The sequence below is a fragment of the Deinococcus sp. genome (assembly GCF_018260555.1).
Lineage (GTDB): Bacteria > Deinococcota > Deinococci > Deinococcales > Deinococcaceae > Deinococcus.
In genome coordinates, this window is record NZ_JAGLBB010000033.1 from 1 (window position 1) to 24,546 (window position 24,546).

Consider the following 24,546-nt stretch of genomic DNA (forward strand, 5'->3'; position numbering starts at 1 on the left):
GTCCTCGTTGGAAGCACTCAAGAACGGCTGGCACGTCAGTTTTCACTTCATCTCATAAAATCTGTCAGGCGGTCAGGTCCTCCGTCTCTGCACCGCTCCCATGCACGCACCATTCAGGTGCCCGCGTTCCGCCGGGTTCACCGCCGAGCACCGTGACTTCGCGCCCTGCTGGCAGCAGGTAGGCGCGCAGCGTGCCCCCGCGCAGGTCCGCGATCAGGTACGGCACGTCGTAGGTCGCCAGTCGGGTGTCGGTCGGACTGGGCCGGTCCGGGCCGCGCGGGTGGCTGTGGTACAGGCCCACCAGGTCCAGGCCCTCGGCGCGCATGGATTTCAGGGCGCGCAGCAGGTGCAGCGGATCGGCCAGGTACTCGCGCTGCGGGTCCCGGGCGGTGTTTGGTAGCGGGTACAGGGTGCGCACCTGCCAGGTGGGCAGCCTGTCCGCCCGCGCGGGCGTGGTCAGGCCGCCCAGCGCGCCCACGCACTCGCGCGGGGCGTCCCGGCGGACGTGGGCCCACAGTTCGGCCCGCAGTGAATCGGGGAGCAGCAGCACCGGGCTATTATGAACCGCGGCGTGCCCTGCAGGCCAGGACCTGCCCTGACGGGTGAAATGCCGTGCTGGCCGCAGCCTTCCGGGTGCGGTGCGGGGGGCGATGGGGTACACTGCGCCCCATGGCGAAGGCTCGTTCAAGGGGTGCTCCTCCGGTAGGAAGATTTGACGGAGAGGCGCTGGGCCTGGTGCTGTTCGCGCTGGGTATTTTTCTGGGTGTCACGGTGCTGCTTCCACAGACCGACGTGAACGGCGCGGGGTTCATGGCGCAGGCGCGCACGCTGCTGATCACCTGGCTGGGCTGGGCGGCGTGGCTGCTGCCGGTCGTACCGGTCGCGTACGGGGTGCTGGTGTTCCTGGGGCGCGACCTGACGAACCTGTCGCGCCGCGTGCTGGGCGGCGTGATCGTGGTGCTGTCCATGCTGGCGCTGCATGAGGTGGTGCAGCCGGGCGCGGCGGGCCGACTGGCCGAGCAGGCCATGCGGCCGCTGCTGAGCACTGTCAGTTACCTCGCGGCGCTGCTTCCGCTGGTCACGTTGACGCTGGGGACCGAGGTGATGCTGCGCCTGCGGCCTCTGACGCTGCTCAAGGGCTTCTTCCTGATGGTCAGCGTGGTGCTCGGTGGCGGGGCCGCGCAGGTGCAGGGGGCCATCGAGTCCCGGCAGGAGGGCCGCGAGGCCGCCCGCGTGCGCGGCGCGGCCCGCCAGGGCGTGGCGGCCACGGCCCGCGACGTGGACGCCCTGCGCCGCCTGTACCCGCAGGCCGAGGCCCCCCGCACCCTTCAGGCCGAACTGCGCGAGGCGCAGCGGGAGATCCGCACGCTGGACGAGGCGGGCCTGAAGAACCTGGACCGCGAACTGGGCGCGTGGCGCGAAAGCGTGCGCACCTTCATCGGGGACGCCGCGCGCGACCTGCTTGAACAGGTCATCACGGAAGCCCCGGACGCCGGAGCGAACGTCGAGGCGACCGCGAACGAACTGCGCGCCGGACGGCACGAGCTGAGCGTCGAGTTGCCCAGCACCCTCGCGAGCGGCGCGCTGGAACGCCTGCGCCGCGCCATGGTCATGGAAATCCAGCGGCTCGCGCAGCGGGCCGGGCGTCTGGAACGTGACCGCAAGGCCGCCGAGAAGGCCCTGGGCAAACCGGACGCCGCCACCCTGACCCGTGAACTGTCCGCCCATCAGGAACGCACGCAGGAGTGGCAAGAACTGGTCGCGGACTTCACGGCGTGGCGGGGCCGCCTGCACGCGTACGCCGGCTGGCCGGACCTGACGGCCGCGTTCGACCGCGCGCCGACCGAGGTGGCCGCGCAGCTGGCCGAAGCCCTGTCTGCCGACCCGGACGGCACGCTGGCCGACCTGGCCGAGTGGCGCGCGCATCTGGCCCGCGTTCAGGAAGAAGCCCGCCGCCGCGCCGAGGCCATGAGCGCCCCCAGCGTGGGCGCGCTCCCCACCCTTGATTTCGATTTCAGCGCCGCGCCCGCTCCGCAGCCGGATACGGTCCCTGCTCAGACGACCCCGACCACCGCGACGCCGCCGGGCCTGTGGACCCGTCCGGGCGAGACGCTCCCCGCGTCCACGCCGTCAGGCGTTCCCCTGACTGCCGCCCAGACTGCGGCGCACAGCGTGGCTCCAATCACAGCGTCGGTGGCCGCTGCGGCGTCTGCGGGGGCCGGACTGCCCCCGGCCGCGACCCGCACCCCGGTCACGCTGCCGCCCGCAGAGCCCCTGGACCCGGCGCTGGACGACCTGGCCTTTGCCCCGGACACGCACGCGCAGACGGCGGGCGACCGTCAGGATTCAAGTGACACTCTGGGTCAAGACGACCCGGCCTACGGGCGGTCCACCCCAGACGCGGCCACAGGGTCTGGGGTCACAGGGTCTGCCGCTCACGGGCCGGGCACTGGTCAGGCGGCGGGCGGGTCGCTCGATCCCTTCAGCGACTGGGACGACGACGACCTGCCGTTCGGCCCGGCCAGCCACGAGCCTGTGCAGGGCGTAGGGGCGCCTACCGTTCCGGCGGCCCGCGCGTCCGCGCCGTGGGAGGCGGGCCCGCCGCTCTCCCCTGCCCGGCCCGCACCACCACCCGCTCTGGTCACGGCGCCGGTGGTGGCGGCCCTGCCGCACGAGAAACTCGCGGCGCTGGCGGCGCTGGAGCGTCCGGCGGTGCAGGGGGCGTTACCGCTGGCGCTGCCCACGTACGCCCTGCTGGACCCCATTCCGGCGGCGGCCCTGAACACCGAGGCGCTGGACATCTCGGCGCGGCAGCGGGCCAGTCTGATCGACGAGACGCTGCGGCACTTCAACCTGCAGGCGCGGGTGGTGGATTACGCGCGCGGCCCGACCGTCACGCGGTACGAGATCGAACCCGCCCCCGGCGAGAAGATCAGCCGCATTGCAGGCCTCAGCAACGATCTGGCGCGGGCGCTCGCGGTGGGCGGGGTCCGCGTGGAGGCCCCGGTGCCCGGCAAGAGCGTCATCGGTCTGGAAGTCCCGAACGCCGAACGTGAACCCGTCACGTTCCATCAGGCGGCGGACGCCCCCAGTTTCCGGGCCACGCGCGCAAAACTGCCGATCATTCTGGGCAAGAGCATCGACGGGGAACTGATGGTCGGGGACCTCGCCAAGATGCCGCACCTGCTGGTGGCGGGTAGTACGGGCAGCGGGAAATCGGTGTGCGTGAACACCCTGATCACCAGTCTGCTGTTCCGGTACCTGCCGACCGAACTGCGCTTCCTGATGATCGACCCGAAGATGGTGGAGCTCACGCCGTACGACGGGATTCCGCACCTGGTCCGCAGTGTGGTGACCAACCCGGTGGACGCGGCGGGCGTGCTCCTGGGCGCGGTGGCGCACATGGAGCGGCGCTACAAGATGATGTCTCAGGTAGGAGCCAAGAACCTTGAGCAGTTCAACGCGAAGATGCGTCAGATCGGCGAGACGGAACTGCCGCACCTGGTGATCATCATCGACGAACTGGCGGACCTGATGATCACCAGTCCCAAAGAGGTCGAGAGCGCGATCATGCGACTGGCGCAGATGGCCCGCGCGACCGGCATGCACCTGATCCTGGCGACGCAGCGGCCCAGCGTGGACATCCTGACCAGCCTGATCAAGGTGAACGTCCCGGCCCGCATCGCGTTCGCGGTGAGCAGCAGCCACGATTCGCGCACGATCCTGGACGCCATGGGGGCCGAGCGCCTGACCGGCATGGGGGACATGCTGTTCTACCAGCCGGGGCTGATCAAGCCGCTGCGGTTGCAGGGGCCGTACATCAGCGAGGTCGAGTCGGTCCGCATTGCCGACGCGCTGCGCCGTCAGGTGTTCGAGGATGAATTCGTGGAGGCATACGGCTCGGATTTCGAGGGGGGCGTGGAGGCCAGTGGGCCGGGCGCGGACCGCTCGAACATGGATTTCAGCGACCCGCTGCTGCGGCAGGCGGCGCAGATCTGTATCGAGGAGGGTCAGGGGAGCGTGTCGAGGTTGCAGCGCCGCCTGTCGGTCGGGCACGCCCGCGCCGGGAAGCTGATGGACATGCTCGAGGCGATGGGAATCGTCAGCAAGCACCAGGGCAGCAAGCCGCGAGACATCCTGATCAGCGAGGCGGAGCTGGCCGAGCACTTCGGCCGCTGACGGCGACGACAAGGAGGCGCAGGCGGCGCTTTTCCGACTGTGGCGGAGTGGGGCGGCAGTCCGTATCAAAGGGCTGCGGCGCGGAGCGACCTGGCGACACACAGGTCCCGGGCGTGGACTGGCAAGCTGGCACCGTTCCGAGGGGTCATCGAAACAGACTGCAGTCCGCATCGGGCGGTGCCGTACAGGAGCCGTCCAGCCATCAAGCCATCTGACTCATCAAATGAGTTTAAGGTGAGAATCGGCCGAATAGTGCGACCTGTTCCGTTTAACAGATTTGTTGGAAAGCTTCCAGAAGTTGCATTTTTAGCTCGCTTGGTGAAGATTAAGTGCCGGACTACAGCACAACCCAATTTCTCCAGAGGTGATTTCATGAAGAAGCAAACCAGCTTTATCACGCTTAGCCTGATGCTTGCCACGCCTGCCCTCGCCGGCGGCGCAGGTGCGCCCGCAGCCCGCCCCGCTCCCGCCGCCTGCATGAGCATCTCGCAGATCGTCGCAAAGGACCCCAACTTCAGCACCCTGGCAACCGCGCTGGAAGCCGCCGGACTGACCGACACCCTCAAGAGCGGCAGCTACACGGTGTTCGCGCCCACCAACGCCGCCTTCGCCAAGCTGCCCAGCGATACCCTCGCTGCGGCCCTGAACGATCCCGAGCTGCTGCGCAGCGTCCTGCTGTACCACGTGGTTCCCGGGAAGGTCACGGCCAAGCAGGTCATGGGCATGAGCTCCGGCAAGACCGTCCAGGGCAGCTCCGTCCTGGTGTCCGTGAAGGGCGGCAAGGTCATGATCGACAACGCCACCGTCACCAAGGCCGACGTGATCGCCTGTAACGGCGTCGTGCACGTGATCGACACCGTTCTGATCCCTGCCATGCAGGGTGCCGCCCAGCCTGCCACGGCTGCACCGGTCGTGGCCGCGCCCGCGCCAGCCAGCGCAAACCTGATCAGCATCCCCGCCCTGCCCGTGAGGGGCGGCGTGAGCACGGCGACGGGCTTGACCACCAGCACGACCACGACCACTACGACCACCAATGCCACGACCAGCACCACTACCACCAGTAATGCAGCGACGACGACCGCGACCGACACGGTCGCCACGGGCGACACCATGGTGGCCGGCACCACCCTGTACGACATGATCGTGGCGGACGCCCGCTTCAGCACCCTGCGCGACCTGATCAGCGACGCTGAACTGAACGAAGTGCTGATGACCACGGACTACACCGTGTTCGCGCCCACGAACGAAGCGTTCGAAAAGGTGAACCCCGAGCAGCTGGCGCTGATCGCCAGTAACCCCGAGGTGCTCAAGCAGGTGCTGCTGTACCACGTCGTCGCCGGCAAACTGACCGGGAAAGACCTTGCGTCCGCCACCCAGCTGCGTAGCGCCGAGGGCGAGAGCCTCAACCTGAAGCTGAACGGTACCAGCCAGACGGTGAACACGGCGATGATCGACGGGGCCGCGATTGAGGCCAGCAACGGCAACATCTACGCCATCAATGAACTGCTGCTGCCCCCCCAACTGGTTATTCCCAAGCTCCCGGCCGAGGAGGCCGCGGCCACGACGGACGCCGCCGCGACCGCCACCACGCCTGTGACCGTCTCCACGCCCGCCACCGGCACCACGACCGCCACAGTCACCACCACGACGACGGCAGCCGCCCCTGCCGTGACCGGCAACGCCCTCGTGGCCGTCCTGAGCCAGCCGCAGTTCAGCACCCTGCTGGGCCTCGTGCAGAAGGCGGATCTGGTCGGCGCGCTGACCTCCACTGACGTGACCGTCTTTGCGCCCACCAACGACGCCTTCGCCAAAGTTCCGGCCGCGACCCTGAACGCCCTGGTCGGTAATCCCAACGCCCTGAAACAGGTGCTGCTGTTCCACGTCGTCCCCGGCCGCGTGGTCGATGACGGCCTGAAAGTCAGCCAGCTGCGCTCCCTGGAAGGCAGCTCCATCGACCTGAAGACGGAGGGCACGACCAGGATGGCTGGCGTTCTGACGAGCAGCACCCTGGCGGGCGGCACGTACGGCAACCGCATCGACGCCGGGAACAGCGTCATCTACCCCATCGACTCCGTATTGCTCCCCCCTACGCTGAAGTAAGCGGCAGGGCGCACGTTTGAAGAGGGCCGTTTCACCGCAGGGTGAGCGGCCCTCTTCCCGTGCCCTGCCCTTCCCGCGTTGGCCCTACCCGGCCAGGGCAGGGCACGGGTCAACCGGTGCTGGGGGCGGCCAGGGTGCTCAGGAAGGCGTCCCAGGTGGCCTGCGTGCGCGGCAGGGCGTCCTGTTCCGTCCAGGCCCAGTACGGGGTGTACAGGCTGCGGGCCGTGATGACTTCCTGCCGGAAGATCTCGGCGCTCAGGCCCGTGCCCAGCAGGCCGCTGCTGGCAAAGCGGCCCAGCACCCCGCTGCGGTCGTACGGTACGGCGCGCGGCGTGATCTGCCAGCCGTGTGCCGTGGGTTCAAGCAGGAGGTACTGCGCGCGCGGGTCACCCGTGGCTGGTGATCCGACCGACCCCGTATTCACCACCCAGGTACCGCCGATCACGGCGTTCACGGGCCGGTGAATGTGAGAGGCGATCAGCAGACCGAACTCGCCGCCGTCCGGGGCTCGGCGCAGCGCCTGCACGCGCTCTACGGGCGTGTGGTCACTGAGACTCTCGCGGTAGTGATCGGCGGTGCCGTGCGCTACCTGCGCCAGCGGCAAGCCCGGCTCCCGCAGCGTCAGGGTCATCGGCCAGTCGGCCGGGACGTGCAGCAGTCCCGCCGCGTCCAGCTGATCGGCACTCCAGGCGGTGGCCCCCCAGAAGGGGTCCGTGAACCAGTCGGGCGGCAGCACGTCGCTGCGCGCCTGCCACAGCCTCAGCAGGTCGTCGTGATTCCCCAGCGTGAACGTCACGTCATCGCGGTCCAGCAGCGTCTGGAGGACCTGCACGGAATCCGGCCCCCGGTTCACCACGTCGCCGTTCACGATCAGCCGCCGCGCCCCCTGTGCCTGCGCGTCCCGCAGGACGGCCGCCAGCGCGTCGGCGTTCCCGTGAATGTCTGCCAGAATCGCCACCCTCATCAGAGCGGCATTCTAGAACGCCCGGTACAGGCGGCGCGGCGACCAGATCGGGATTCCCTCAGACGGACTGCGTTTGTCTCACTGATACGGATGCCCCTCCATTCGGCCCAATCCGTCTATTGTTTCCACTCGCATCCGCGCGGATTGCTGCGGGAATGTACCGAAACAATCGGAATCCGTATCAGACGTGCCGGACGCACAGCTGGTCTCTGCTACCCCCTCACACACACGCGACGGGCCACTCACCGGCCGCGAGCGTTCCGGGACACAGGACGCCGCTCAAGATCAAGTGACTCCCGGCTCATGCAACATGAGAGAACATCTGTAACAATGGGAAAGTTGCGCTACCACGCGCACCCTGCCCCGACGGGTGAGCCCGGTTCCCCAGGGTCTACGCGGCCAGGGCGCCGGGCGGCCCTCCCGGACGTTCGGACCCGCTTGGATCCCTTCCTGATGGTTCGGTCCCGCCCGCTCAGGGCACCCTTATCGGCGCAGGTTCAGATTAGTTCAGCATCGGCCGGGGCCCACACGGGTGCACGCCGTTCACCGCACTTACCCCACCCCCACCCCTGAGCGCCGGGCACCGCCCGTGTCCGCCGCCCGCACCCACCGGAGGCACGCATGTTCAATCCCCCCACCCTCGAAGACCTGCAAGAAACCCGCCGCGCCAACGAGAAACTCGTCCTGAAGGCACTGGAGAGCAAGCCGGAATGGGTCGAGACTGAACTTGCCAAGACCACCGGCCTGGCCCTGTCGCACCTGCGCGCCGCGCTGGCCAGCCTGCTCGACCAGGGCCGCGTGCGCCGCCTGCCCGGCACCGGCACCCGCGCCGTGTACGGTCTGGCCGACCCGGGCCTGGCCGACGTGCCCGCCACGCCCCTGACCGGAGACGCCAAACGCGTGCGTGATTACCTGGAGGGCCGCGCCGACAGCGCCCTGTACATGAGCGATCAGCTGCGCATGACCCGCGAGGACGTCATGACCGCCCTGAGCCTCCTGAACGCGCACGGCATGATCACCTGCACCTTCGTGGGGAGCCTCGTGATTTTCCGCCTGAAAGAAACCCAGGCGCTCGGCAGCGAGCAGGCCGCCGCGCCCGCCGCCGCCGGCAAGAAAAAACAGGTCGCCTGACCCCGACCCGTCCGGGGCCGGTCCTCCCACTCGCGGGGGGCCGGTCCCGGACGTTTATTTATTGGCGAGCCCGTGGTCGGCTTCGCTGTGCGGCCTGACGGTCGCTTCACGGAGCGTTTGGTATCCTCGGGGGTATGAAGCTTGTGCTCGCTGTGATTCAGGACGCTGACGCGACCCCGCTGGTGCGGGTGCTGTCCGAGAACGCCTTCGAAGTCACGAAACTGGCCAGCACCGGCGGCTTCCTGCGCGAAGGTAACACCACCCTCATGATCGGCGTGGACGACGAACGCCTGGAGGAACTCAAACGGCATGTGCAGCGCACCTGCCGCGCCCGCACCCGCCTCGTGGCGCCCAGCGTCCCCATGGGCGAACAGAACGAGGGTCTGGTGGGCGACCCGGTCGAGGTGCCAGTCGGCGGGGCCGTGATGTTTGTCATGGGCGTGCAGGAATTCATCAAAGTCTGATCTGGGGTTGATGGTTGAAAGGAGATGGATGATGGTCGGTTCTCGCGTCCATCATCCATCTACCTTTAACTTCTGACTTTCAACCGTTCACCCTTACACGCGGGTGAGATCCCTGGGCAGCGGCAGGAACTCGATTTCCGGGTGCTGCTCGGCGGTGTATTCCAGGTCGTACTTGCTGCGGAACAGCATGACGGGGCGGCCCTGGTCGTCTTCGACGTGGCGGGCGAAGCGGGCAACGCCGTCGGAATCGCCTGCCAGCCAGCGGACCAGGCCGTAACTGGTGACATGTACCTCCACGTCCACGCTGTACTCCTCGAGCAGGCGGGCCTGGAAAACCTCGAATTGCAGTGGGCCGACCGCGCCCAGGTAGGGGTCGCGGGCGCCGTCGGTGGGGTAGAAGACCTGCACGACGCCTTCCTCGGCAAGCTGCGTGAGGCCCTTCATGAACGCCTTGCGTTTACTGACGTCCTTGAGGCTGATGGTGGCGAACGTTTCGGGTGTAAAGCGCGGGAAGCTGGGCAGCGCCACCTTGGCGTCGAGGCTGATCACGTCGCCGATCTGGAACACGCCGGGGTTCACGAGGCCCACGATGTCGCCGGGGTACGCTTCCTCGACCTTCTCGCGGTCCTGCGCGAACAGCGTGTGCGCCTGCGAGAGCCGCAGCTTGCGGCCCGTGCGGGTGTGCGTGACGTCCATGCCACGCTCGAAGTGGCCGCTCATGACGCGCATGTACGCGGTGCGGTCACGGTGCTGCTTACTCATGTTCGCCTGCAATTTGAAGATAAACCCCGCGAAGGCCGCCCCCGGGTCGCGGTTGCCGAGGTTCGTTTCGACCGGGCCGGGGGGCGGCGCGAGTTCCACGAAGTTACTCAGGAAATGCTCGACGCCGAAGTTGTTCATGGCCGACCCGAAGAACACCGGGGTCAGTTCGCCGCTCAGGAATTGCGCTTCCTCGAATTCCGGCATGGCGCCCTGGATCAGTTCGATGTCCTCGCGGAGTTTCGCGGCGAGGTCCGCGCCGACCAGTGCGTCCAGTTTCGGATCGTTCAGGCCGCTCGTCTGCATGGGCGCGCGGTGCTTGCCGCCCGACGTGCGCTCGAAGGCCAGCACCTGATCGGTCTGGAGGTCGTACACGCCCTTGAAGTCCGGGCCGTCCCCGATGGGCCACGTGAGCGGGACGGCCGTGATCTTCAGGATGCCTTCCAGCTGCTCCAGCAGTTCGAAGGGGTCCTGGGCGGGACGGTCCATCTTGTTCACGAACGTCAGGATGGGAATGCCCCGGTTGCGGCACACCGCGAACAGCTTCTCGGTCTGGGCCTGCACACCACGCGCGGCGTCGAGGACCATCAGGGCGCTGTCGGCGGCGGTCAGGGTGCGGTAGGTGTCCTCACTGAAATCCTGGTGTCCGGGCGTGTCGAGCAGGTTCACGTGCCGCCCCTGGTACTCGAAGGTCAGCGCCGACGAACTGATGGAGATGCCGCGCTGCTGCTCGATGCTCATCCAGTCGCTCTTGGTGTGACTGCGGCCCTCCTTGGCGGTCACGCTCCCGGCCTCCTGAATGGCGCCTCCGTAGAGCAGGAGTTTTTCGGTGATGGTGGTCTTCCCGGCGTCCGGGTGGCTGATGATGGCGAAGGTGCGGCGTCGGGCGATCTCGCTGCTCAGGGCGGCGCTGCTCTGGGTGGCGGGGTTGATATCGGGGGTGGTCATGCGAACTCCTGCGGGCCTGAAAAAGCGCGGCCCGAAGCGGAAAAATGGCGGCACGGTCACTGCGGAGAATGGAGGTCTGGACACACGGTGCTGCAACCGTGGGGCGCCGGGACGTGGAACCCTGTGAGAGGGACACCTCTCGACCCTCACGAGCGCATCCGTGCGGATTGGAGCCGCTGTGCAGCCTGGAACATCTGTGCGGATTCCAGTCTCAGGGCACCTGGCGCTTCCATTCTCCCAACTGCTCCGGGAACCTCACTCACGGCGCCGGATCGGCTGCCCTGCTGGCGCGGCCGACCCGGCACTTCTGACTAGGGTGGCGTGAGGAGAACGGTCATTCCCTTATGATACCGCCCCGCGCGCGCCGCGTCACCCGCCTGTCACGGGCGTACAAGGTGCCCGGTACAGTGACGGCTTGGTGCAGGCGCTCCCGGGTACGCCGCACGGCGAAATGGACGGATGCGGGAGACGGACTGCGCACCACACCGCCCAGGGGCGACTGTTGTCCCTGCTCGCATCCCCGCGCGCTACGCTGGGCGGCATGAATGCACCGCGCTCCTGGCCGGAATTTCAAGCGACCCTGCGTGTTCCGCTGGTGCTGGCCCCGATGGCGGGCGGCGTGGGCACCCCCGCCCTGGCCGCCGCTGTCTCGGAGGGGGGCGGGCTGGGTAGCCTGGGCGCCGCGTACCTGACACCCACGCAGATCCGGGAGACGGTGGCGGCCGTGCGCGCCAGGACAGACCGGCCGTTCGCGGTGAACCTGTTCGCGCCGCAGCCCCTGCCGTCCGTGACCCCGCAGGCCATCGCGGCGGCCTGTGCGGAACTCGCGCCCTTTCACGCGGCGCTAGATCTGCCCGCGCCCACCCTGCCGCCGCAGGTGCACGAGGACTTTGGCGCGCAACTGCACGCGGTCCTGAGCGACCCGCCAGCCGTGTTCTCGTTCGCGTTCGGTCGCCTGCCGCCCGGCGCGCTGAGTACCCTGCACGCAGCGGGCGTGCTGGTGGTCGGCACCGCCACCAGCGTCGCGGAGGCGCAGTTGCTGGCGCAGGACGGCGTGGACGCCGTGACCGTGCAGGGCGGCGCAGCCGGCGGTCACCGGGGCGGCTGGCAGGAAGACGCCCTGGCCGGCACCCTGACCCTCACGCGGCAGGTCGCTCAGGCCACCCGTTTGCCCGTGATCGCGGCGGGCGGCCTGATGACGGCCGGGGACGTGAGGGCCGCGTTGCAGGCCGGGGCGGCCCTGGCAGCGTGCGGCACGGCATTCCTACTGGCCGACGAGGCTGGCACGCCCGACGCCTACCGCCGTGCCCTTCAGAGCGGCGAGCGGCCCACAGTGCTGACCCGCGCGTACAGCGGCCGTACCGCGCGCGGCCTGCGCACCACCCTGACCGGCAGCGTCCACTCTCCCCTGCCCTTCCCGTGGCAGAACGCCCTGACGCGCCCCCTGCGCGCGGCCGGAGCGCAGGGCGGACACGCGGACCTGCTGAGCCTCTGGGCCGGGGAGGGCTACCGGCAGGCCCAGGCCGCGAGCGCCGCGCAGATCATGGCGAACCTGACCCCATGACGACAGGGCCCGTGACGGTCGCCCTGCGCTCCCTGAGCCCCGGTGATGCGGAGGCGGCGGTGCGCTGGGCGGCAGACCCGGAGTTCTGCCGCGCGGTGGACTGGACGCCGGGTCTGTCGGCGCGGGTGGTGCGGCGGCACTGGCAACTGATCATCGCGGCGCAGGAGCCTGCTTTCCACCGCTGGGGCGTCACGGTGAACGGCGCACTCGTCGGGTACGCGGACCTGGCCCGCATCGGGCCGGGCGGCGCGGAGCTGGGCATCGCCCTCGGGGACCGGGCGTGGTGGGGGCGCGGGGTGGCGTTCAGGGCGTGCCAGGAGCTCCTGACCCTGGCGTGGGAGGCGGACCTGCCGCGCGTGACGGCGCTGGTCCACGCCCCGAACGCGCGCTCTCACGCCCTGATGCGCCGCCTGGGAATGCATGAGGACGGGCAGGCCGACCCGGAACCGTACGGGGGTGAGGTCGTGGCTGTCACGCGCTACGCGGTCCAGAGCCCCCAGGTAGCGCGCACGTAGGCGGGCCACTACGCCGCCAGCCCCTGCCTGTTCCGGTCCACACAGCGCAGGGAGTCGGGGTCGGTGGTGGGGGTCATGCGCCGTTTCGTGTCATGCGCCGTTTCGTACGGTGGAAGCCTGAATCCAGGGCCGGGCGAGGGGCAGGATACGTGGCAGCAGCACCAGCGACTGCACGGGCACGGCGATCAGCGTGACGACCAGGGTCAGGACGGGAATGGGAACGTGTCCGGCCAGCAGCGGAAGGATGACCAGCAGCACCAGCGTGATCAGCGGGTACGTGACGGCCCACACCACCAGCGCCGTTCGGTGCCGGGCGGGTCCGTTCAGGACCGGAAAACGGACCCGCCCGGCGCTCAGGCGCTCGATCAGCGGGAACACCACGTACTGTGTGATCGGCACGAGGAGCGCGGTCAGCAGCAACGAGATCAGCGGAGTGGGAAGGTGCCCCAACAGGACCGGGCCAAGCAGCAGCAGCAGGGCCGTGATCGTGGGGTAGATGCCCACCCAGCGGGCCACGGTCAGGCGTCCAATCGAGGAAGGCGCGGCCGGGCCCGGCACTGCGGTAGAGGGATCGGTGAGCGGCATGCCCGTACGGTAGACCTTTGAGCGCCAACGAGGTCAAGCGCCCGGCCACCCGTGAAGACGCGGTGAACACCACGCCCTTGCGCAGGCTCATGAGGGTCGCGGCATTTGGAGACATTCACGGCAATGGGTGGGCGCTGAAGGCTGATCCGCGTGCGGCATGGTGTGGAGGCCCTGAGCCGTGACATCCGGGGCTAGGAATGCCGCACGCCGACCGGCTGTGTGGCGGCAGAAATGGGAGCAGGCGCAGGATGCCCGGAATCCGGGGACGCTTAAGGACGTTGAAGCTAAGTACCTTGAAGCTCACATGGCGAGATTCCGGGAACGCGCCGGAACCTCTCCATTCCCGCTCCAACGTACCTTCCTTCTGCTCCGCGCTCCGCTCGGTTTATCTACGAGATAAACGAAGTGTACTTAGTCGCCGGTGTCGAGCAGCAGTTTGGGCCTGAATTTCAGGACGTCGGCGGCCACGAGGTGCGCAGGCACCCCACCGACGTGCTGCATGCTGCGCTGTACGGGCACGCCGTGCAGGTGCCCGTACACGATCAGGTCGGGCTGGGCTTCGTCAATGACGCGGGTGATGGGATTGGCGGGGTACGGGGGCGTGGCGGGCGGGTAGTGCAGCATCAGGATCAGGTGATCGCCGGGTTGCCGCTGGGCGCGGGCGGCTGTCACGCTCAGGCTCAGGCGCTCAGCCTCGCGGGCCAGGAGGCGGGTGTCGTCGGCACTCAGGGCGTCGTGACCGGGCGTGAGCCAACCGCGCGACCCGCACACGACGACATGACCCACACGCACCGCGTCGTTCACGACGGCCAGCATGCCGGGAGGCAGCGCCGCGCGGAGTTTCCCGGCGGTGGGCCACCAGTAGTCGTGGTTGCCGCGCAACAGCACCTTGGTGCCGGGCAGGGCCGCGATGGGGGCCAGGTCGGTCATGGCGTCCGGGAGGCGCATGGCCCAGGACAGGTCGCCGGGCAGCAGCACGAGGTCCTGCGGGCGCACCAGTTCCCGCCACTGGTCAAAGATGGCCTGCGGGTGTCCCGCCCAGTTCGGCCCGAAGACCGTCATGGGTTTCGGGGTCACGGTGGCAAGGTGCAGGTCGGCAATGGCGTACACGCGCATGGGTTCTGGGTCGTCTCCGGGTCGGGAAGGGGTCGGGGCGGCTGGGGCAGCAGGAAAGCGCCCTCCCGCATGGTACGGGAAGGCGCTTTTGCATGATGGTCGGGGCGAGAGGATTCGAACCTCCGACCCCGTCGTCCCGAACGACGTGCGCTACCAGGCTGCGCTACGCCCCGAACCCGACCATTCCCCGGTCTCGCAGGGCAGGGGGTAGTCTACGCGGCGCCCTGCAGGGTGTCAAGCGGCGCCGGGCGCGTCATTGTGGGCCTTCCTGAGGGTCTTCCGGGCCATCCTGCCAGTCCTCGTCTGGCCCGTCATCAGCTGGCCCCTCCCCTGCTGGCAGGTTGGCGACGTGCTCGCGGATGGCGGGCCAGATAACGTTCCCGGCAAAGCCCCGCCGCGCCAGGAACCCGAACGCACTGGCCTGCGGGTCGCGCTTGCGCGCAAAAGATGACCAGCGGCGCACGAGCAGTTCCCGCACGACCTGCGTCTCATCGTCCGGGTCGCGGGCGTCCACGGTCTCGCGGATCAGGTCATCGGGCAGCCCCCGGCGTTTCAGGGTCTGCCGGACGCGCAGGCCGCCCACACCGCGCCGTGATCCCTCGACCCGCGCGACCTGCGCGTCGTCCTGATACCCGAGTTCCTGCACGCGCGCCAGGACCTCCGCGATCAGTTGTGGGTCGTCGCTGCGTTTCTCCAGTTTGGCGCGGAGTTCTGCCTGCGTCAGTGCCCGCTGCCCCAGCGCGCGGAACGCGTACCCGATCAGGGCGTCGCGCTGCTCCTGCGGGGTGCGTTCCCGCGCGGGCCGGGCGCCCTGCGGCGGCCCAGCACCCTGCGGCGGCCCAGTCTCCGGGTCGGGCGTGCGGGCGGCGCGACGTCCGGATCTGTATCGTCCGGGTCTGTATCGTCCGGTCATGCCTGCCAGTATGCCGCTTGCCACGGCCCGCAAAGGCAGGTATAGTCACGAGGTTGCCCACCCCACGCGGGTGGCAGCCCGGACCCGCCGCCCAGCGTGGTGCGCAGGCCCGGCCGCGCCGGACCCTACATCCGGACGCTCGTGTTCCCCGGCATGGGAACCGCCCCGCATCGCCACAGCGGCAGCGGGAGAAAAGGAGAATTCACATGGCCCTTCGTCACAAATCAGCCCAGAAACGCCACCGCCAGAGCCTCAAGCGCCGCAACACCAACCGCAGCCGCAAGAGCACCATCAAGACCTTCACCAAGAAGGCCGTCGTGGCCGCCCAGACCGGCGCCGAAGACCTGAACACCCTGCAGGCGCGCGCCGAGAGCCTGATCGACAAGGCCGCCAAGGGCAGCACCCTGCACAAGAACACCGCAGCCCGCAAGAAGAGCCGCCTCGCCAAGGCCATCAACAAGGCCAAGGCCGCCCAGCAGGGCTAAGCCCACAGGCACACCAAGCCCCGTCCCACCCCTGCGGTGAGGCGGGGCTTTGTGCGGCGCAGACGTCCGGCGGACCAATCTTATCGAACTCGGTCACGGCAGAGCTACGTCAAGGCGGCGATCCCCAGTGGTGGGAATCGCCGCCTTGCGTTATGTGTGGAGTTCGGCTATACCGTCAGGAATTCTGACGTGATTGGCCTCGCCCTGGCTGGCCCTGATACGGATTCCGTCTCCTGCGTGAAGACGACCCGGGACCCGCTCGTCATCTCGTCGCGTCGGCTCGGGATTACTTGACGGTGGCGCGCATGGCGCAGCTGCCTTCCTGACCGGCATTCAGGCGGGGGATGTTCCAGCGAACGCCCGTGTACTCGCTGGGTTTCACCTCGACTTTCTTCTGCACACTCTTGCCGTTCTCGGTCACAGTCACGGTTTTCATGAGGGGCGCGGCGGCGAAGGTCTTGCCGTCGGTGGTGTACTGCGTGATAACGCCGCCGACTGTGCAGGACGCCTGCTGGAACGTGGTGGCCGGGTCAACTTTCATGTTCAGGGCCATGTTGGTCAGGGTGCCCTTGCTGACGTTCTTGAAGGTCTGCGTGAGGGCCAGCACGGAGCCGGGAATCACCTGCTTTTTGCTGGCGTCGGTCAGAACCTCGACTTTCTTGCCGTCGCGGGTTTCCTGCGTGACGACCAGGGTCGCGGCCGTCAGGGTCAGGGGGCTGGTCTGGCTGCCCTGGGCGTACGCTGCGGGCAACAGGGCCGCGCCGGTCAGGGCGGCGATCAGGGTCATGCGGGCGGTGCGGGTGCGGGTGTTCATGTCGTGACCTCCAGGTCAAGTAGGGTTGAGGTGGTGGTGGCCGCGCCAGGCGGCGACCAGGGAGTGCCCCTCATATGTACCGCGCAGTTTCATGAGCTGCGTGGGTCTACTGGGGGAAGTATACCCCCCGCCGCGCGCGTGCTGCGCGTCAGATTCATGTCATATGGAGTCTGGTGGAACAGGGGCTCCATCCGGGCGGACCCAGGGCCAGCAGGGCAGACTGTCGGGCCTGCGGTTGGAGACCCGGCATTCTTCCAGGTTGAGAAAGAAACAGAGGGCATTCCGTCTCAAATGGACTACTCTGCATACCGCGGAGGGGCGCCCGTTGTTCCTATTCGTACCCGCTCAGATTAATTCGGAACTACGCTGAGTCAACGGCATTCCATCTCATACGGACTGTGGCTCCATAACGCCCAATCCGTATGCTGTTCCCACTCGCATCCGCTCGGATTGATTCAGAACTGCACCGAATCAATCGGAATCCGTATCAGCCCGCATCTGGAGCTTTCGGCGGGCCGTCGGTGGGTCAGGCGGACGCGCCGCGCGTCTGGACCACGCCAGCCAGGACGCGGGCGATCTCGTGGATCTCGGCGGCATCCTGGCCTTCGACCATCACGCGGATCAGGTTCTCGGTGCCGCTGGGGCGCAGGTTCACGCGGCCCTTGCCGTGCAGTTTCGTCTCGGCCTCGATGACGGCGGCCTGCACGGCGGGGTCCACGGCGATGGCCTTTTTGTCGGCGACGCGCACGTTCACGAGCGTCTGCGGGTACATCACGAGGTCGTCGTGCAGGGCGTCGAGCGTGGTCTGGGTGGCGCGCATGCTGCCCAGCGTGAGCAGCGCGCTCAGCACACCGTCCCCGGTAGGCGACACGTCCAGGAACAGGATATGACCGCTCTGCTCGCCACCCAGGGTCAGGTGCCGGTCGTGCAGACGCTCATGCACGTAGCGGTCCCCCACGGCCGTGCGTTCCAGGGAAATGCCCGCCTCGTTCAGTTTCACCTCGAGGGCCATGTTCGCCATGATGGTGGTCACGACGGCCTTCTCCGCGCGCGCGCGGGCGTTCAGCAGCAGCATGTGGTCGCCGTGCACGACATTCCCGCGGCTGTCCACGAACAGGGCGCGGTCGGCGTCACCGTCGAAGGCCACGCCCAGGTCGTACTTCCCTTCGCGCACAATGCGTTGCAGGTGGTCCAGGTGCGTGCTGCCGCACTCGCGGTTGATGTTGCGGCCGTCCGGGGTGGTGTACACGGCGAACACGTCCGCGCCCGCCGCCTGGAACACCTTGGGGCCCACACGGTACGCCGCGCCGTTGGCGCAGTCCATGGCGATCCGCAGGCCGCTGAGGTCCGGGGCGTGCGTGCTGAGGTAGTTGACGTACAGTCGCTCGGCCTCGGCGTAGTCGGTGACGCCGCCCAGGTCCACGCCGGTCACGGGGGGCAGGGCGTCCACGCGGTCAATGGCTGCCTCGATCTGCAGTTCGGTGGCGTCCCGGAGTTTCTGGCCGTCCGCGCCGAAGAACTTGATGCCGTTGTCCTCATAGGGGTTGTGCGAGGCGCTGATGACCACGCCGGCGTCGGCTTTCAGGTGGCGGGTCAGGAAACTGACCCCAGGGGTGGGAAGCACGCCCACGTGGATGACGGTTACGCCCCGGCTGGTCAGCCCGGCTGCGAGGGCCGCCTCGAGCATGTCGCCGCTCTGGCGGGTGTCCTTGCCGATCACGACGCTGGCGCGCGGGTTCTGCTCTTTCAGGACCTCGCCGGCCGCCGCGCCGAGCCTCATGACCCAGGAGGCCGTCAGGGGAAAAGCGCCCGCCACGGCGCGTACGCCGTCCGTTCCAAAGTACTTCCGTTCACTCATGATAACGCCCATCATACGCCCGGGAGTGGCGTGAGTACCTGACTCACGCGCGTTGCCGTCTGTTTCGATAACCGGGCCGGACCGGCAACTCCGCGCCCCGCAGGACACAGCGCCACCCTCAGGGCATGGCGCCACATGAACGCGTGCTAAAGGATATGGGGGATTCCGGGCGCGCGGGTCACTCCGGCGGGACGGCTAGAGTAGAGTGCATGACGACCTCTCCCACCCTGTTCGAGCGGATCATTGCCCGCGAGATTCCCAGCGAGATCGTGTTCGAGGACGAGCACTACATTGCCATCCGCGACATCGCGCCCAAGGCGCCCATTCACCTGCTGGTCATCCCGAAGAAGGTCTCGGCGCGCTTGGATGACATCACGGACGCCGCCGAGATGGGCGAGTTGTGGCTGGCCGCCACGCGGGTGGCGCGTCAGCACGCGCAGGATTACCGCCTGGTCGCAAACTGTGGCCCCGGCGGCGGGCAGATGGTCTTTCACACGCACGTGCACATCCTGGCCGGGTGGGAGAACGGCCCGGACAATGACACGGGCCCGGGTCAGTGACCGCACCCCCGGACGTGGCAACTGCCACGCTGACGGGCCCGACCCGGACCGGAACGTTCAGCGCGGTCCTGTTCGACCTGGACGGCGTGCTGGTGGACAGCGAGGCACTGGCCGCCGACGTGTGGCTGCGCACGCTGGCCGACCACGGCCTGCCGCTGGCCCTGAACGACTTCGCTCATCTGGCGGTCGGGCAGACTTTCCCGAACGTCCTGCTGCGCCTGAGTGACCTGCACGGCTGGACGCCCACCGACGCCTTTTTACCCACCCTGGAAGACCGCTTCAACGCGGCCTTCGGTTCCCTGGACGCCATCGAGGGCGCACACGCCACGCTTGAAGCCCTGCGGCGGGCGGGCGTGCCGTTCGCGGTGGGCAGCAACAGTGAACGCGGGCGGCTGCACATGAAACTCGCGTCGGCCGGACTGGCAGACCTGGTCGGCGCGCACGCCTACGACCCGTCGTGGGTGGGCGGGCGCGGCAAGCCCGAACCGGACCTGTACGCCTTTGCGGCCGCGCAGCTCGGCGCGGACATCACGCGCTGCGTGGTCGTCGAGGACAGCGTTCCCGGCGTCACGGCGGGCGTGCAGGCCGGGGCGACCGTGATCGGCCTGCTCGCCACCGGGCACGCCCACCCGGACGACGCCGCACACCTGCGCGCCGCCGGGGTGCGGCACGTGGTGACCTCACACATGCAGTTGCAACAGCTGCTCGGTCTCCCGACTTCTACCTGACCGCCCGCCCAGCCTGAAGGCGCGCCCTCATGATACGGACTGCGCTCCGTTCCGCCACAGTCGGGACGGCGCCGCCTGCGGCTTCACACCGCGAAGTCCGTCTATTGTTCCTACTCGCGTCCGCTCGGATTGATTCAGAACTGCACCGAATCCATCGGAATCCGCAAGAGAGGTGCGCGCCTACACTGCGGGCATGTGGATGAACCTCCTGCTCACCTTCATTCCAGTCAGTTTGCTGCTGGAATATGTTCTGCACGCGCCTCCGCTGTGGGTCTTTCTGACGGCTGTCATTGCGATCATTCCGCTGGCTGATCTGCTGCGGCAGGCGACCGAGCAGGTGGCGGCCCGCGCCGGGCAGACCATCGGCGGCCTGCTGAACGTGACGTTCGGGAATCTCGCGGAGCTGATCATCGCCATCTTCGTGCTGCTGGCCGGGAACATCACGGTCGTGAAGGCACAGATCACGGGCAGCATCATCGGGAACGCGCTGCTGGGCCTGGGTCTGGCCATCCTGATCGGCAGTTTCGGGCGTAACACGCAGAAGTTCAGTCGCTCGAACGCCGGGCAACTGAACTCCATGCTGTTCCTGGTGGTGATCGCCCTGCTGATCCCGGCGCTGTTCGATTACACCGAACGCCTCCCGGACTTCCTGGCGGGCAGCGACACGGTCCGCGCGAACCTCGACGAGTACCTGAGCCTGGGCGTGGCCGTCGTGCTGATCGCCGTATACGCCCTGAATCTCGTGTACACGCTGGTCACGCACAAGGACGCCTTCTCCATGGAGGAAGAGGAGGGGGGGCACGGACACGGGACCCTGTGGCCAGTGTGGCGGGCCGCCGCGACCATGATCGGCGCGACTGCCCTGATCGCCCTGGAATCCGAGATGCTGTCCGGCGCGCTGGAAGCCACGAGCAGCACGCTGGGCCTCAGTCCGTTCTTCCTGGGGATCATCGTGCTGGCCGTCGTGGGGAACTTCGCGGAGTACATCGCCGGGAGTTACTTTGCGCGCAAGGGGCAGAGCGGGCTGGCCATCAACATCGCGGTGGGCGCGACCATTCAGGTGGCGCTGTTCACCGCGCCCGTGCTGGTGATCATCTCGTACGTGATCGGCAAACCCATGAACCTGGTGTTCTCCAGCCCGCTGGAACTGGTTGCCATCGTGGCCGTCGCGTTGATCGTCACGACCGTCACCAAGGACGGCGAGGCCACCTGGTTCGAGGGCGTGCTGCTGATCGCCGTGTACCTGCTGCTGGGCCTGTCGTTCTACTTCGTCACGCCGCGCGCGCAGGGCGAGGGGGCCAGTCTGCCCGTGCCTGCCGGGACGGTGCAGGTGTACGGGCAGGCCTACACGCACACGCCGGGAATGCCCGCCGCCGCCTGAGAGCTGGGAATCGGGAACCGCCGCCTGCGCACTGAACGGAGGCAGCGGTTCTTCTGCTGCTCTGTCCCTCGACAGCAAAGTCTACATATGTTGTTAATATGCTATGCCCCGCTCCCCCAACACCAGCCCGCACACGAGGGCCGTGCTGCACGCCCTTCAGCAGACCTACCCCGCCCATACCTACGGCTACGACCTGTCCAAGACCACCGCCCTGAAAAGCGGCACCCTCTACCCCATCCTCCAGCGCCTGCACGAGCAGGGCCACCTGGACGCCCAGTGGGAACAGTCCCCCCACCCCGGCAAACCCCCCCGGCACATCTACCGCCTGACTCAAAGTGGCCTCCGGCTGGCCCGCGACCGCCACGAACCCACGCCCACCGCGCACGGCACGACCGGCGCCCTGACATGACCCCCGACGAGTGGAGGACCGCCATGCAGCACGAGGCCGACAGTGTGAACGACCGCCGGTGGGCCATGGAAACCCAACTGGCGGCGGGGCGGTTCGGGTGGCGCGCTGCGGGTCTGGCGGCGGCGGTGTTTGCCGCTCTGGGCGTGGGCGTGGTGCTGCTCAGCCAGTTCGTCTGGCATCACGACCTGCCGGCTGGGCTGTGGCTGGGCGAGATGATCGGGTCGGGCGTGGTGGGCGCACTGCTGGGCCTGCGCCGCGTGGGACCGCTGGAAGCCGGAGCGGGCGCGCTGGCCTTCCTGCCGGGCGCGTGGCTGGCGGTGCTGGCGCTACAGGCTGTTCTGGGCGACGCGGCCCCGCGTGACCCCGGGATGGGCGATCAGGGGGTAACGGTGCTGGCCGTGATCGCCTCGTGCGCAGCGGGGAGTGTCTGGCATCTGACGGCGCTGCGCCGTTCCGCCGCCCACTGAACGCGCGACGACGGCGGGCCGACGCTCAGTTCACGTCGGCCCGCTGCTGTCCGCTTAGACCATCGGCAGTTCGATCATGCCTCCCGGCTCCCCGTCCTTGCCTTCCATGCGGGCGGTGACGGCCAGACCGGTCGGCGTCTGGGCAAGGCCACCTTCGGCCGTTTCGCGCAGTGCGGCGGGCATCATGCGCCCCACGCTGGCCATCGCACCCAGAACCTCGTCGGGCGGAATGAAGGATTCCAGTTGCGCCAGCGCCAGCTGCGCGGCGCTCACCGCGTGCACGGCGTAGAAGGCGTTGCGGCTCACGCAGGGCACCTCCACGTACCCGCCCACCGGGTCGCAGACCAGACCGATGGTGTTCATCAGGGCCATGCTGGCGGCGTGCACGGCGGCGCGCGGTGTGCCGCCCATCAGTTCGACGATGGCGGCGGCGGCCATGGCAGCGCTGGAGCCGATCTCGGCCTGACAGCCGCCCGCAGCGCCGCTGATGAACATGCGCTTAGAGATGGCCTTGCCGATCCCGGCGGCGAGGATCATGGGACTGACCAGCCGCTCGTCCGGGATGCCGAGGTGGTCGGCCACACCGATCAGCGCGCCGGGAATGGTGCCGGCACTCCCGGCGGTGGGCGCCGCGACGATGCGGCCCATGCGGGCGTTCTCCTCGTTCACGGCCATGGCGTAGGCCTGCACGCGCCGCAGCAGGGGCGCGCCGAGGGCGTCCGGGGCGTCCCAGAGACCCTTGGCGTTCCAGCCGACCATGCCGGTAATGCTTTTAGCCTCACTGCTCAGACCGCGCTGGATGCTGTCGCGCATTTCGCGGATGCGGCGCAGCATCTCGGTGCGGATATCATCTGGGTGCAGGCCGGTTTCAGCGCAGTCCTGCGCCAGAATCCACTCGGAGGCGGGGGCGGGTGCGTTCAGGATGTCGTCGAGGGTGGTCATGGGTTCCTTGGTTCAGGCGTGAGGGGCGGAGGCACGTGGAAGTGGACCCCATCCTAAGGCCGGACCTGTCTAGCCGAATCAGCAGCGCACAGGGTCGTCCGGGCCGCACGGACGGCCGATACGGACTTCGCTACGCGCCGCGTGCCACGCGGAGCAGCTCCCCGGCCCGCACCATTTCCACGATCTTCAGGAGGTCGGGGCGGTAGTAGCGGTCGCGGGTCATGTTGGGGATGTGCGCGCGGATGTGCTCCCAGGCGGCCTGCGCCCCGCGCCCGGCGTGGAGGTTCTGGAAGTCCAGGGCCTGCGCGGCGCACAGCAGTTCGATCCCGATGACGTTCTGCACGTTCTCCAGAATGGCCCGCAGCTGCCGCGCGCCGTGTGCGCCCATGCTGACGTGATCCTCCTGGTTGGCGCTGGTGGGAATGGTGTCCACGCTGGCGGGGTGCGCGAGCACCTTGTTCTCGCTGACAAGCGCGGCGGCCGTGTACTGCGCAATCATGAAGCCGCTGTTCAGGCCGCCCTGCGGGGTCAGGAACCCCGGCAGACCCGACAGGGCCGGGTTCAGGAGCTGCTCGCAGCGGCGCTCGCTGATGCTGCCCAGTTCCGCCACGGCGACCTTGAGTGCGTCGATGGTCACGGCCAGCGGCTGCCCGTGGAAGTTTCCGCCGCTCACCACGTCCCCGGTGTCCGGGAAGATCAGGGGGTTGTCGGTCACGGACGCGAACTCCACGGCCAGCACCCGCTCGGCGTGCGTCAGCGCGTCCAGGCTCGCGCCATGCACCTGCGGCGCGGCCCGCAGCGAGTACGCGTCCTGCACCTTCCCGTCCCCCACCGCGTGCGACGGCGCGATCTGCGAGTCCCGCAGGAAGAACCGCAGTTCGTCGGCCACCGCGACCGCGCCGGGGTGGGGGCGCAGGCCGATCACGTCCGGCTGGAACGGCCGGTGAGAGCCGTACATCGCCTCGACCGTCATGGCCGCCGCGAGGTTGGCCGTGCCCAGCAGCGTGCGCGCGTCCGCGACCGCCAGGGCCAGCAGGCTCCCCATCAGCTGCGTGCCGTTGATCAGGGCCAGCCCCTCCTTCGCCTGCAACGTCAGCGGGTTCAGGCCGAGTTCCGCGAGCACGTCCGCGCTGGGCCGCACCTGCCCCCGGAATTCCATGTCGCCCAGTCCAATCAGGCCCAGTGCCAGGTGCGCCAGCGGCGCCAGGTCACCCGAAGCGCCCACGCTCCCCTGCGCCGGAATGACCGGGTGCGCCCCCGCGTTCAGCAGCGAGAGCAGCAGGTCCACCACCTCGGGGCGTACCCCCGAATGCCCCAGCGCCAGGGACTGCGCGCGGAGCAGCAGCATGCCGCGCACCACCTCGCCCGGCAGGTTCTCCCCCACCCCGATCGCGTGCGACAGGATCAGGTTCAGCTGCAACTCCTCCAGTCCCTCACGCGGCACCTGCACGGACGCGAACTTCCCGAAGCCCGTGTTCACGCCGTACACCGCCGCCTGACCGTCCACGATCCGCTCGATCACCGCCCGCGCACGGAGGATGCGCTCGCGCGCGGCGTCGGCCAGCTGAACGGACTCGCCGCCACGCACGACGGACAGAAACTGGGGCAGGGACAGGTGTTGATCGAGAATCACAGAGGGCTCCTTCGGAGGGTTGATGGGTGAT

The 24,546-nt window shown here is 68.5% G+C and carries 22 protein-coding genes and 1 tRNA gene; 12 read left to right on the forward strand and 11 right to left on the reverse strand.

The features are described from left to right. Positions 1-64: 64 nt before the first annotated feature. The gene (locus QZ271_RS07900; RefSeq protein ID WP_367114340.1) at positions 65-550 is read right to left on the reverse strand and encodes a Mov34/MPN/PAD-1 family protein; all 486 of its coding nucleotides are present in this window, start codon (positions 548-550) and stop codon (positions 65-67) included. A 119-nt stretch (positions 551-669) separates the two neighbouring features. Here QZ271_RS07900 and QZ271_RS07905 point away from each other — a divergent pair, with 119 nt between their 5' ends. After that, a complete protein-coding gene (locus tag QZ271_RS07905; RefSeq protein WP_291430247.1) occupies positions 670-4,179 on the forward strand; it encodes a DNA translocase FtsK in 3,510 nt (1,169 codons plus the stop codon). 372 nt (positions 4,180-4,551) lie between these two features. Beyond that, the gene (locus tag QZ271_RS07910) at positions 4,552-6,279 is read left to right on the forward strand and encodes a fasciclin domain-containing protein (protein ID WP_291430248.1); all 1,728 of its coding nucleotides are present in this window, start codon (positions 4,552-4,554) and stop codon (positions 6,277-6,279) included. A gap of 109 nt (positions 6,280-6,388) precedes the next feature. Here QZ271_RS07910 and QZ271_RS07915 read toward each other — a convergent pair whose 3' ends face one another. Next, positions 6,389-7,243: a metallophosphoesterase family protein gene (locus QZ271_RS07915; RefSeq protein WP_291430250.1), complete on the reverse strand. Its 855-nt coding sequence runs from the start codon at positions 7,241-7,243 to the stop codon at positions 6,389-6,391. A gap of 621 nt (positions 7,244-7,864) precedes the next feature. Between QZ271_RS07915 and QZ271_RS07920 the strand changes: the two genes are divergently transcribed. Both QZ271_RS07920 and QZ271_RS07925 read left to right on the forward strand, forming a co-directional pair. Further along, positions 7,865-8,374 carry a transcriptional regulator gene (locus QZ271_RS07920; RefSeq protein WP_291430252.1) on the forward strand — a complete coding sequence of 170 codons (510 nt, stop codon included), beginning with the start codon at positions 7,865-7,867 and terminating at the stop codon, positions 8,372-8,374. A gap of 134 nt (positions 8,375-8,508) precedes the next feature. Beyond that, the gene (locus QZ271_RS07925) at positions 8,509-8,838 is read left to right on the forward strand and encodes a cyclic-di-AMP receptor (RefSeq protein ID WP_291430254.1); all 330 of its coding nucleotides are present in this window, start codon (positions 8,509-8,511) and stop codon (positions 8,836-8,838) included. Positions 8,839-8,931: 93 nt separating this feature from the next. Here the strand turns inward: QZ271_RS07925 and QZ271_RS07930 are convergent, their stop codons facing one another. Further along, positions 8,932-10,545, reverse strand: a complete 1,614-nt coding sequence (locus QZ271_RS07930) for a peptide chain release factor 3 (RefSeq protein WP_291430256.1) — start codon at positions 10,543-10,545, stop codon at positions 8,932-8,934. Positions 10,546-11,086: 541 nt separating this feature from the next. Here QZ271_RS07930 and QZ271_RS07935 point away from each other — a divergent pair. Together QZ271_RS07935 and QZ271_RS07940 are read left to right on the forward strand one after the other, a co-directional pair. Further along, entirely contained in the window at positions 11,087-12,109 is a 1,023-nt protein-coding gene (locus QZ271_RS07935; RefSeq protein WP_291430258.1) for a nitronate monooxygenase, read from the forward strand. Continuing rightward, entirely contained in the window at positions 12,106-12,624 is a 519-nt protein-coding gene (locus QZ271_RS07940) for a GNAT family N-acetyltransferase (protein ID WP_291430259.1), read from the forward strand. The genes QZ271_RS07935 and QZ271_RS07940 overlap by 4 nt, the downstream gene beginning before the upstream one ends. A gap of 90 nt (positions 12,625-12,714) precedes the next feature. Here the strand turns inward: QZ271_RS07940 and QZ271_RS07945 are convergent, their stop codons facing one another. The 4 genes from QZ271_RS07945 to QZ271_RS07960 form a co-directional block, all read right to left on the reverse strand. Beyond that, positions 12,715-13,209, reverse strand: a complete 495-nt coding sequence (locus tag QZ271_RS07945; protein ID WP_291430261.1) for a hypothetical protein — start codon at positions 13,207-13,209, stop codon at positions 12,715-12,717. A gap of 411 nt (positions 13,210-13,620) precedes the next feature. Further along, entirely contained in the window at positions 13,621-14,325 is a 705-nt protein-coding gene (locus QZ271_RS07950; protein ID WP_291430263.1) for a metallophosphoesterase, read from the reverse strand. Between the two features lie 96 nt (positions 14,326-14,421). After that, positions 14,422-14,498 (reverse strand) — tRNA-Pro (locus QZ271_RS07955). A gap of 80 nt (positions 14,499-14,578) precedes the next feature. Then, positions 14,579-15,238, reverse strand: a complete 660-nt coding sequence (locus QZ271_RS07960; RefSeq protein WP_291430265.1) for a RecX family transcriptional regulator — start codon at positions 15,236-15,238, stop codon at positions 14,579-14,581. 206 nt (positions 15,239-15,444) lie between these two features. Here QZ271_RS07960 and rpsT point away from each other — a divergent pair, with 206 nt between their 5' ends. Beyond that, a complete protein-coding gene (gene rpsT, locus QZ271_RS07965; protein WP_291430267.1) occupies positions 15,445-15,723 on the forward strand; it encodes a 30S ribosomal protein S20 in 279 nt (92 codons plus the stop codon). A gap of 286 nt (positions 15,724-16,009) precedes the next feature. Here rpsT and QZ271_RS07970 read toward each other — a convergent pair whose 3' ends face one another. Together QZ271_RS07970 and glmM are read right to left on the reverse strand one after the other, a co-directional pair. Beyond that, positions 16,010-16,537 carry a hypothetical protein gene (locus QZ271_RS07970; RefSeq protein WP_291430269.1) on the reverse strand — a complete coding sequence of 176 codons (528 nt, stop codon included), beginning with the start codon at positions 16,535-16,537 and terminating at the stop codon, positions 16,010-16,012. 526 nt (positions 16,538-17,063) lie between these two features. Beyond that, positions 17,064-18,395, reverse strand: coding sequence for a phosphoglucosamine mutase (gene glmM / locus QZ271_RS07975; RefSeq protein WP_291430270.1), 1,332 nt, complete (start codon positions 18,393-18,395; stop codon positions 17,064-17,066). Positions 18,396-18,604: 209 nt separating this feature from the next. Here glmM and QZ271_RS07980 point away from each other — a divergent pair, with 209 nt between their 5' ends. The 5 genes from QZ271_RS07980 (at position 18,605) to QZ271_RS08000 (ending at position 21,940) form a co-directional block, all read left to right on the forward strand. Then, complete coding sequence (locus QZ271_RS07980; protein WP_291430271.1) at positions 18,605-18,955, forward strand: histidine triad nucleotide-binding protein; 351 nt, start codon at positions 18,605-18,607, stop codon at positions 18,953-18,955. Continuing rightward, positions 18,952-19,683 (forward strand): HAD family phosphatase, encoded by a 732-nt coding sequence (locus QZ271_RS07985; RefSeq protein ID WP_291430272.1) that lies wholly within the window; start codon positions 18,952-18,954, stop codon positions 19,681-19,683. Before QZ271_RS07980 ends, QZ271_RS07985 begins: the two co-directional genes overlap by 4 nt. Before the next feature lie 193 nt (positions 19,684-19,876). Beyond that, entirely contained in the window at positions 19,877-21,064 is a 1,188-nt protein-coding gene (gene cax / locus QZ271_RS07990) for a calcium/proton exchanger (RefSeq protein ID WP_291430274.1), read from the forward strand. Between the two features lie 103 nt (positions 21,065-21,167). Continuing rightward, complete coding sequence (locus QZ271_RS07995) at positions 21,168-21,473, forward strand: PadR family transcriptional regulator (RefSeq protein WP_291430275.1); 306 nt, start codon at positions 21,168-21,170, stop codon at positions 21,471-21,473. Continuing rightward, positions 21,470-21,940, forward strand: coding sequence for a hypothetical protein (locus QZ271_RS08000; RefSeq protein ID WP_291430278.1), 471 nt, complete (start codon positions 21,470-21,472; stop codon positions 21,938-21,940). Before QZ271_RS07995 ends, QZ271_RS08000 begins: the two co-directional genes overlap by 4 nt. Positions 21,941-21,994: 54 nt before the next feature. Here QZ271_RS08000 and sdaAA read toward each other — a convergent pair whose 3' ends face one another. Continuing rightward, positions 21,995-22,882 carry an L-serine ammonia-lyase, iron-sulfur-dependent, subunit alpha gene (gene sdaAA, locus QZ271_RS08005; protein WP_291430279.1) on the reverse strand — a complete coding sequence of 296 codons (888 nt, stop codon included), beginning with the start codon at positions 22,880-22,882 and terminating at the stop codon, positions 21,995-21,997. Positions 22,883-23,012: 130 nt separating this feature from the next. Beyond that, entirely contained in the window at positions 23,013-24,515 is a 1,503-nt protein-coding gene (gene hutH, locus QZ271_RS08010; RefSeq protein ID WP_291430281.1) for a histidine ammonia-lyase, read from the reverse strand. Positions 24,516-24,546: the final 31 nt, after the last annotated feature.